Here is a 7,315-nt window from a genome sequence, read left to right on the forward strand (position 1 = left end):
CGGTTCGCGGGTCACCCGTTATCCGATTTTGACATGGGGGGCGCCCTGATTGGACTAGTCCGAATGGCAAGATGCCCTAATCACACGAGGTCGCGACACTCGAAGGCGAGTGCTTCCGTCGATCGGTGTGCTCCGGCCGCCCCGGGACCCAAGCCCAAGGCGGCCACTGAAGACCCAAGACGACTGCCGAACCCGTCGGCAGCCGTCCTCCGCCCCATCGGCAACTCCACCCATCCGCCGGAGGAACCCACCATGACCGCAAGCTCCACCCGTCGTACGACCGCCACGCGCTCCCGCCTGGCAGCGGTCGGCTCGATCGCGGTCGCAGGCGCACTGCTGCTCACCGGCTGCGGTGACCAGACGGAGGACGCCGGCTCGGACGGCGGCGACACCGCCGTGGCGGCCCCGCTGGCCGACCGGCTGCCCAAGGAGATCCGCGACAAGGGCGTCATCAAGGTCGGTTCCGACATCGCGTACGCGCCGGTCGAGTTCAAGGACGACGCCGGCAAGACGGTCGGTATCGACCCGGACCTCGCTGCCGCCATGGGCAAGCAGCTCGGTGTGACGTTCGAGTTCGAGAACGGCACCTTCGACACCCTGATCACGGGTCTGCGCTCCAAGCGGTACGACATCGCCATGTCCGCGATGACGGACACCAAGGACCGCCAGGAGGGCATCGACGCCGACACCGGCAAGAAGGTCGGTGAGGGCGTCGACTTCGTCGACTACTTCACCGCCGGTGTCTCGATCTACACCCAGAAGGGCAAGAACACCGACATCAAGACCTGGTCGGACCTGTGCGGCCGGAAGATCGTCGTGCAGCGCGGCTCGGTCTCCGAGGACCTCGCCAAGGCCGAGGCCGAGAACTGCCCCAGCAACAAGAAGCTGTCCATCGAGGCGTTCGACAACGACCAGCAGGCCCAGACCCGGCTGCGCGCGGGCGGTGCCGACGCCGGCTCGTCCGACTTCCCGGTGGCCGCGTACGCGGTCACCAACTCCGGCGGCGGCAACGACTTCCAGCTCGTCGGCGAGCAGGTCGAGGCCGCCCCGTACGGCATCGCGGTCGCCAAGGACAACACCCAGCTGCGGGACGCCCTGCAGGCCGCCATGGACGCGATCATCGCGAACGGCGAGTACGAAAAGGTCATGCAGAAGTGGGGCGTCGAGGACGGCGCCGTGACGAAGGCCACCATCAACGGCGGCAAGTGACCGCAGGGACTGCGGGCACTGAAAGGCAACACCCGTGACTGTTGACACTGACAAGACGGACGGGCCGGCGGACACCCCGCCGGCCGGCCCGGAGGCCATCAAGGCCATCCCGGTACGTCACTACGGACGGTACGTCTCCGCCGTTATCGCGATCGCGCTCCTCGGCGGGGTCGTGTACGCGTTCTCCCAGGGCAGGATCAACTGGGACGCGATCCCGGACTACTTCTTCGACGACCGCGTTCTGGGCGGTGTCGGCAGGACGCTGCTGATCACCGTCCTGTCCATGGCGATCGGCATCGTCGGCGGCATCCTGCTCGCCGTCGGGCGCCTGTCCAGGAACCCGGTGACCTCGTCCATCGCGTGGTTCTACATCTGGTTCTTCCGCGGTACGCCGGTCCTGGTGCAGCTCGTGGTCTGGTTCAACCTGGGCCTGGTCTTCGAGTACATCAACCTCGGCCCGTTCTACAAGGACGAGTGGTCGGACTTCATGACGCCGTTCCTGACGGCGCTGCTGGGTCTCGGCCTCAACGAAGCCGCGTACATGGCGGAGATCTGCCGCGCCGGTCTGCTCTCGGTCGACGAAGGTCAGACCGAGGCGAGCCACGCGCTGGGCATGAGCCACGCCAAGACGCTGCGCCGGATCGTCATCCCGCAGGCGATGCGCGTGATCGTGCCGCCCACGGGCAACGAGGTCATCAACATGCTGAAGACGACGTCGCTGGTATCGGTCGTCCAGTACTCCGAGTTGTTCCGCGTCGCCCAGGACATCGGCCAGACCTCCGGCGCCCCGGCCGAGATGCTGTTCCTCGCCGCGGCCTGGTACCTGCTGCTGACCTCGGTCTTCAGCGTCGGGCAGTACTACCTGGAGAGGTACTACGCCCGCGGTTCCAGCCGTTCTCTTCCGGCCACGCCGTTCCAGAAGATCAAGGCGAACATGCTGTCCCTCGCGAACTGGAGGCGTTGACCGATGAGCACCACCGCGATGGTCAAGGCCGAGGGCGTCCACAAGTCGTTCGGCCACGTCGAGGTCCTCAAGGGCATCGACCTGGAGGTCAAGACCGGCGAGGTCTTCTGCCTCATCGGCCCCTCCGGCTCCGGCAAGTCGACCTTCCTGCGCTGCATCAACCACCTGGAGAAGATCAACGCCGGCCGTCTGTACGTCGACGGCGAGCTGGTCGGCTACCGCCAGAAGGGCGACAAGCTGTACGAGCTCAAGGACAGCGAGGTCGCGCTGAAGCGCCGGGACATCGGCATGGTGTTCCAGCGCTTCAACCTGTTCCCGCACATGACGGCGCTGGAGAACGTCATCGAGGCGCCGGTGCAGGTCAAGGGCGTCAGCAAGACCGAGGCGCGGGAGCGCGCGGGCCAGCTGCTGGAGCGGGTGGGCCTCGCCGACAAGGCGAAGAACTACCCCTCCCAGCTCTCCGGCGGCCAGCAGCAGCGCGTCGCCATCGCCCGGGCCCTCGCGATGGACCCGAAGCTGATGCTCTTCGACGAGCCGACCTCGGCCCTCGACCCGGAGCTGGTCGGCGACGTCCTCGACGTCATGCGCGACCTCGCCGAGTCCGGCATGACGATGGTCGTGGTCACCCACGAGATGGGCTTCGCCCGCGAGGTCGGCGACAGCCTGGTCTTCATGGACAACGGCGTGGTCGTCGAGTCGGGCGACCCGCGCGAGGTCCTGACGAACCCGCAGCACGAGCGGACGCAGGCGTTCCTGTCGAAGGTGCTGTGACGCTTCGCTGGGACTGGGAAAGGGGCGGTACGGAGACTCCGTACCGCCCCTTTCCGACTCGGCCCGTGGGGGGCGCTGGGGCTCCGCCCCCGGAGGGCTACTTCAACGCCAGCAGGAGCGTGTCCGACGGGGAGCACCACACCGGCCGCGCTTCGGCGAAGCCCTGCGCCAGCAGCTGGCGCGTGTGCCACGCGATGGACGGCATGTCGCCGGCGGCGTGCTCGCCGTAGATCGCGAAGCGGCGGGCGGTCGGCTCGGCGAGGACGGGGTCCTCGGCCGCCAGCTGCCACCACTCGGTCCAGTCGAGGGCGCCGTCCCGGTTGGCCTGATCCATGCGGGTGTGCCGCAGGGCGCGCTCGGCCTCGTTGATCCGGGGCGTCGTGTCGTCGATCATGTGGTCCGCGTTCATGAAGACACCGCCGTCGCGGACGAGTCCCGCGACCTGACCGTAGAGGGCCGCGAGGGGTTCGCTGTGCAGCCAGTGCAAGGCCGTGGCGGTCAGGACGGCGTCGTACGACCGATGCGGCAGCCTGGCCGCCCAGTCGGGGTCCTTGAGGTCGGCGGTGACGAAGGTGACGCGGTCGTCGCCCGCGAAGGTGCCCTCGGCGATGGCGAGGAGCGCCGGGTCGAGGTCGACGCCGGTGCTGGTGGCGTCCGGGAACCGGGCGAAGAGCCGGGCCGTGATGCTTCCCGTGCCGCAGGCGAGGTCGAGGACGCGCGGCTCGGCGCCGACGAAGGCCTCGACCATGTCGAGCATGGTCCGGAAGCGCTCCTCGCGGTCCGGCATGTACCACTCCTGCTGCCGGTCCCAGCTCTGCTGCCAGGCCTGCCAGTCGGGCCCGGCCGTGGTGGTTGTGGTGTCGGTGTCCGTCATCGAGACCCTCCGTCGCCCGTCGCACATGTCACGTGACACTCATCACGTAATACCCTGGAAGCACGACCGGCTGTTACCCGACCGCATCACGACCATAGAGCGCCTCCGTAAGGACTACAAGTGGAACTGGCCTATTACTCGGATTACGCCGTACGTCTCGTCAACAGCGAGGAACCGGCCCGGGGCAAGGACTCACTGACCTCGGTCGAGGCCGTCCGCGACCTGTTCGGCGTCAGCCAGGAGGCGGCCCGCCGCGCCACCGACGCCGACGTCACCCGCTTCCGCTCGGTGCGTGCGCGGCTGCGGGCGGTCTTCGAGGCGGCGGACAGCGGCGACGAGGCACTGGCGGTGAACCTGCTGAACTCGCTCCTGCTGGAGTTCCCGGTGAGCCCGCAGATCTCCGGACACGACTTCCGGGACGACGACGGCCGCCCGCTGTGGCACATGCACCTCGCGGACCACCCGTCGAACGCGACCGCGGGCTACGCGGCCATCGCGGCGATGGGCCTGGCCTTCCACCTCACCGAGTACGGCGTGGACCGCCTCGGCCTGTGCGAGGCGGCGCCCTGCCGCAACGCCTACCTCGACACCTCGACCAACCGCTCCCGGCGCTACTGCTCGGACCGCTGCGCCACCCGCGCCAATGTGGCCGCCTACCGCGCCCGCAAGCGCCTGGAGGCCGACCGGTCGGAGAAGACGGGCCTGGCGGCCGACAGCGCCCAGCGCAGCAGCGCGAACGGCGAGCGCTGAGCGGGCTTCAACGGCCGGTACCGAAAACGCACCCTGCCGAGGACCAGTTCCTCGGGGACGGCCCCGTAGTCGGTACTGTCGCCGCCGGCGTACGTGTTGTCCCCCAGCACCCACCAGCCGCCCTCGCGCCGCTCCGCGACCCGCTTGACGACGAGCAGGTCCTGCTGGAACGGATGCCGCAGGACGACGACGTCACCCAGCCCGATCCTGGCTCCCCACTGCACCACCAGCCGATCTCCGTGATACAGCGTGGGCACCATCGACGGCCCGGTCACCTCAGCCACCCCGAAGGGCAGCAGCGACCTCCCGCCCTCGGTCTCCTGCGACAGCTCCGGCATCGCCGGCACCTCCCCGGTCCGATCCTCCACCAGTCTCAGTCTGACCCCGGACTTTTGTCCTAAGCCCATGGGGGCACTCGCGAAAACCTCTCTTGCAGGGAGTAATGTCCCACCTGAGAAGACGATCACGAGGAAGGAATGCTCCATGCTTTCCCGCCTGTTTGCCCCCAAGGTGAAGGTCAGCGCACACTGCGACCTGCCCTGCGGTGTGTACGACCCGGCCCAGGCCCGCATCGAGGCGGAGTCGGTGAAGGCCGTGCAGGAGAAGATGGCCGCCAACGACGACCCGCACTTCCAGGCTCGCGCCACCGTCATCAAGGAGCAGCGCGCCGAACTCGCCAAGCACCACGTCTCGGTGCTCTGGAGCGACTACTTCAAGCCCCCGCACTTCGAGAAGTACCCGGAGCTGCACCAGCTGGTCAACGACGCCCTGAAGGCCCTCTCCGCCGCCAAGGGATCCACCGACCCGGCGACCGGCCAGAAGGCCCTCGACTACATCGCCCAGATCGACAAGATCTTCTGGGAGACTAAGAAGGCCTGACGCCCAGTCAGCCTCCCCCGACCGGCGATCGGTGCACCATCGCAGGTCGACAAGCACTATGAAGGGGCCCGGTCGGTTCGCCGACGCTGTTGGTTAATTCGGGCCCTGTTGCTTCGCCCCGTCGACTTGGTCGGCGGGGCGAAGTGCTGCGAAGTGGCTGGTGCGGGTGCGGGCTCGTGGTGTGCCGGTGAGGTGGGCGTCGATGCGGGTGAGGTTGATGGCGGCGCCTGTGAGCTGGTGCTGGAGACTGGTCTTTGCCAGGCCCCGGTAGCGGGATCTGCGCAGGCCGCAGCGCTGGAGGCCTTGAGAAATGGTGCCCTCGACCCCGGCACGGATCTTGTAGCGTTCCTTCCACACGTCGGTCTGCTGCTCGGTCCGGGCGGCCTGGACGGCTTCATGTTCGGCGCGGTGGCGCAGGGTGATCTCCCGGCGTTCGGCCTTCGGTGAGCTGACGCAGTCACGCAGGTGGGTGCAGGTGCGGCAGTCGGCCGGGTTGAAACGAACCCGGATGACGGGTTGGCCGTGCTGCGAGTGCCGGTGGTGCCACTGCGTGCTGGTAATACCGTCCGGGCAGGTCACCTGCTGTTTGTCCCAGTCGATGGTGAAGGCGTCCTGTCCGTAGGGGCCGTCCTTCTGGGCCGTGGTGTTGGCCGCCATCGGGCCGTGCAGAGCGATGCCGTGTTCGCTGCGGGCGGCCACGACCTGGGCGGCGTTGGGGTAGCCGGCATCGACCCAGTGTTCGCCGGGCAGGCAGTCCCGTTCGGCGAGGGAGGCGTGGATCGGGCCGGCCATCACGCTGTCCGGGACGGTGGCGTCGGTGGTGGCCACGTTTGTGATCAGGTTCGGGGTGTCCGGCTCGCAGGTCTCGGTGAGATGGGCCTTGTATCCGTCCCACAGGATGTCGCGTTTCTTGCTGCCCCTCGCCTCGGGGTCATAGGGCGTGACCAGGCGCGTCGCGCCCGGCGGGCGGTCTTTTGGGTCCCGCCGCCGCACCTCGCCCCCGGTCAGGTGGAAGTGCTGAACCCACATCTGCCGCAGAATCTGGACCGGCTCCAGCTCCCGCAGCCCGGCCGGCGCCCGGGGCGAGAAGACGGCCTCAAGCAGTCGCATCCCGTCAGCCCCGATCCGCCTGCCGACCTCCTCCCGTCCGACCTGGCCCTTGGGGAACCGGGAGTCCTCGGCCCGGGTGGCGTAATGCCTGAACCACTCTGGTTCGGCAACCTCCACCAGCCAGTCGGGGGCAGCCTGCGCGAGCGTGTTCAACGCCGAACGGAGCGTCTCCGCCACCATCTCCAGCCAGCACAGCTCCCGTGCCGCGGACTGAACATGCGTGGAGTCGGTCCTGGCCCGGCCTGCCGTCTTCAGCAGTCCTTTCTCCCGGGCCGCGGCCAGGATGCCGTCCAGCACCCGCCTGCCCGCCTCCGCCTCGATGAGGCGGTCGCGGAACTCCGACAACACCGAGAAGTCGAAGCCCGGATCAGTCAGTTCCAGCGCGAGGGCGTACTTGAAGTCGATCCTCGCCCGCACCGCCTCGGCGGCCTGCCGGTCGGTGAGACCCTCGACGAACTGCAACACCAGCACCAACGCCAGCCGCCCCGGTGACCAGGCAGGCTTCCCCCGCGCAGGGAAGAGATCCGCGAACTCCTCGTCGGTGAACAACGGTCCCAGCTCGTCCCGGACGCGGATCGCCAGGCTCCCCTTCGGGAACGCGGCCCGCGCCACCCGCACCGTCTCCACCGGAATCTCGCCCGGCCCGCTCGGCTGCATAGACATCGACACCCACCCCATACGACAACGTCGGCTCCCAAGACCACAACCGGGTCTTGGGAGCCGACGTCACGCACGGGCCCGAATTAACCAACAGCGTC

8 protein-coding genes are annotated in these 7,315 nt (G+C 68.4%); 5 read left to right on the forward strand and 3 right to left on the reverse strand.

Annotated features, from left to right (window positions below):
* The first annotated feature begins 252 nt into the window (after nucleotides 1-252).
* Genes GFH49_RS17815 through GFH49_RS17825 form a run of 3 tightly spaced genes read left to right on the forward strand, consistent with a single transcriptional unit; the run spans nucleotide 253 to nucleotide 2,944 of the window.
* Entirely contained in the window at nucleotides 253-1,209 is a 957-nt protein-coding gene (locus tag GFH49_RS17815; protein WP_155056897.1) for an ABC transporter substrate-binding protein, read from the forward strand.
* A 34-nt stretch (nucleotides 1,210-1,243) separates the two neighbouring features.
* Nucleotides 1,244-2,173 carry an amino acid ABC transporter permease gene (locus GFH49_RS17820; protein WP_155056898.1) on the forward strand — a complete coding sequence of 310 codons (930 nt, stop codon included), beginning with the start codon at nucleotides 1,244-1,246 and terminating at the stop codon, nucleotides 2,171-2,173.
* A gap of 3 nt (nucleotides 2,174-2,176) precedes the next feature.
* Complete coding sequence (locus tag GFH49_RS17825; protein ID WP_155056899.1) at nucleotides 2,177-2,944, forward strand: amino acid ABC transporter ATP-binding protein; 768 nt, start codon at nucleotides 2,177-2,179, stop codon at nucleotides 2,942-2,944.
* A gap of 97 nt (nucleotides 2,945-3,041) precedes the next feature.
* Here the strand turns inward: GFH49_RS17825 and GFH49_RS17830 are convergent, their stop codons facing one another.
* Nucleotides 3,042-3,818 (reverse strand): class I SAM-dependent methyltransferase, encoded by a 777-nt coding sequence (locus GFH49_RS17830; RefSeq protein WP_155056900.1) that lies wholly within the window; start codon nucleotides 3,816-3,818, stop codon nucleotides 3,042-3,044.
* 120 nt (nucleotides 3,819-3,938) lie between these two features.
* On the opposite strand from GFH49_RS17830, the gene GFH49_RS17835 reads away from it, so the two are divergent.
* Entirely contained in the window at nucleotides 3,939-4,568 is a 630-nt protein-coding gene (locus GFH49_RS17835; RefSeq protein WP_155056901.1) for a CGNR zinc finger domain-containing protein, read from the forward strand.
* Here GFH49_RS17835 and sodX read toward each other — a convergent pair.
* Nucleotides 4,472-4,906, reverse strand: a complete 435-nt coding sequence (gene sodX, locus GFH49_RS17840; RefSeq protein ID WP_155056909.1) for a nickel-type superoxide dismutase maturation protease — start codon at nucleotides 4,904-4,906, stop codon at nucleotides 4,472-4,474. The genes GFH49_RS17835 and sodX overlap by 97 nt on opposite strands.
* 145 nt (nucleotides 4,907-5,051) lie before the next feature.
* Between sodX and sodN the strand changes: the two genes are divergently transcribed.
* Complete coding sequence (gene sodN, locus GFH49_RS17845) at nucleotides 5,052-5,447, forward strand: superoxide dismutase, Ni (RefSeq protein ID WP_007491258.1); 396 nt, start codon at nucleotides 5,052-5,054, stop codon at nucleotides 5,445-5,447.
* Between the two features lie 93 nt (nucleotides 5,448-5,540).
* On the opposite strand, the gene GFH49_RS17850 is transcribed toward sodN, so the two are convergent.
* Entirely contained in the window at nucleotides 5,541-7,220 is a 1,680-nt protein-coding gene (locus GFH49_RS17850) for an IS1182 family transposase (protein WP_155054089.1), read from the reverse strand.
* Nucleotides 7,221-7,315 lie beyond the last annotated feature (95 nt).

It is taken from the genome of Streptomyces blattellae, assembly GCF_009709555.1.
Classification (GTDB): Bacteria; Actinomycetota; Actinomycetes; order Streptomycetales; family Streptomycetaceae; genus Streptomyces; species Streptomyces blattellae.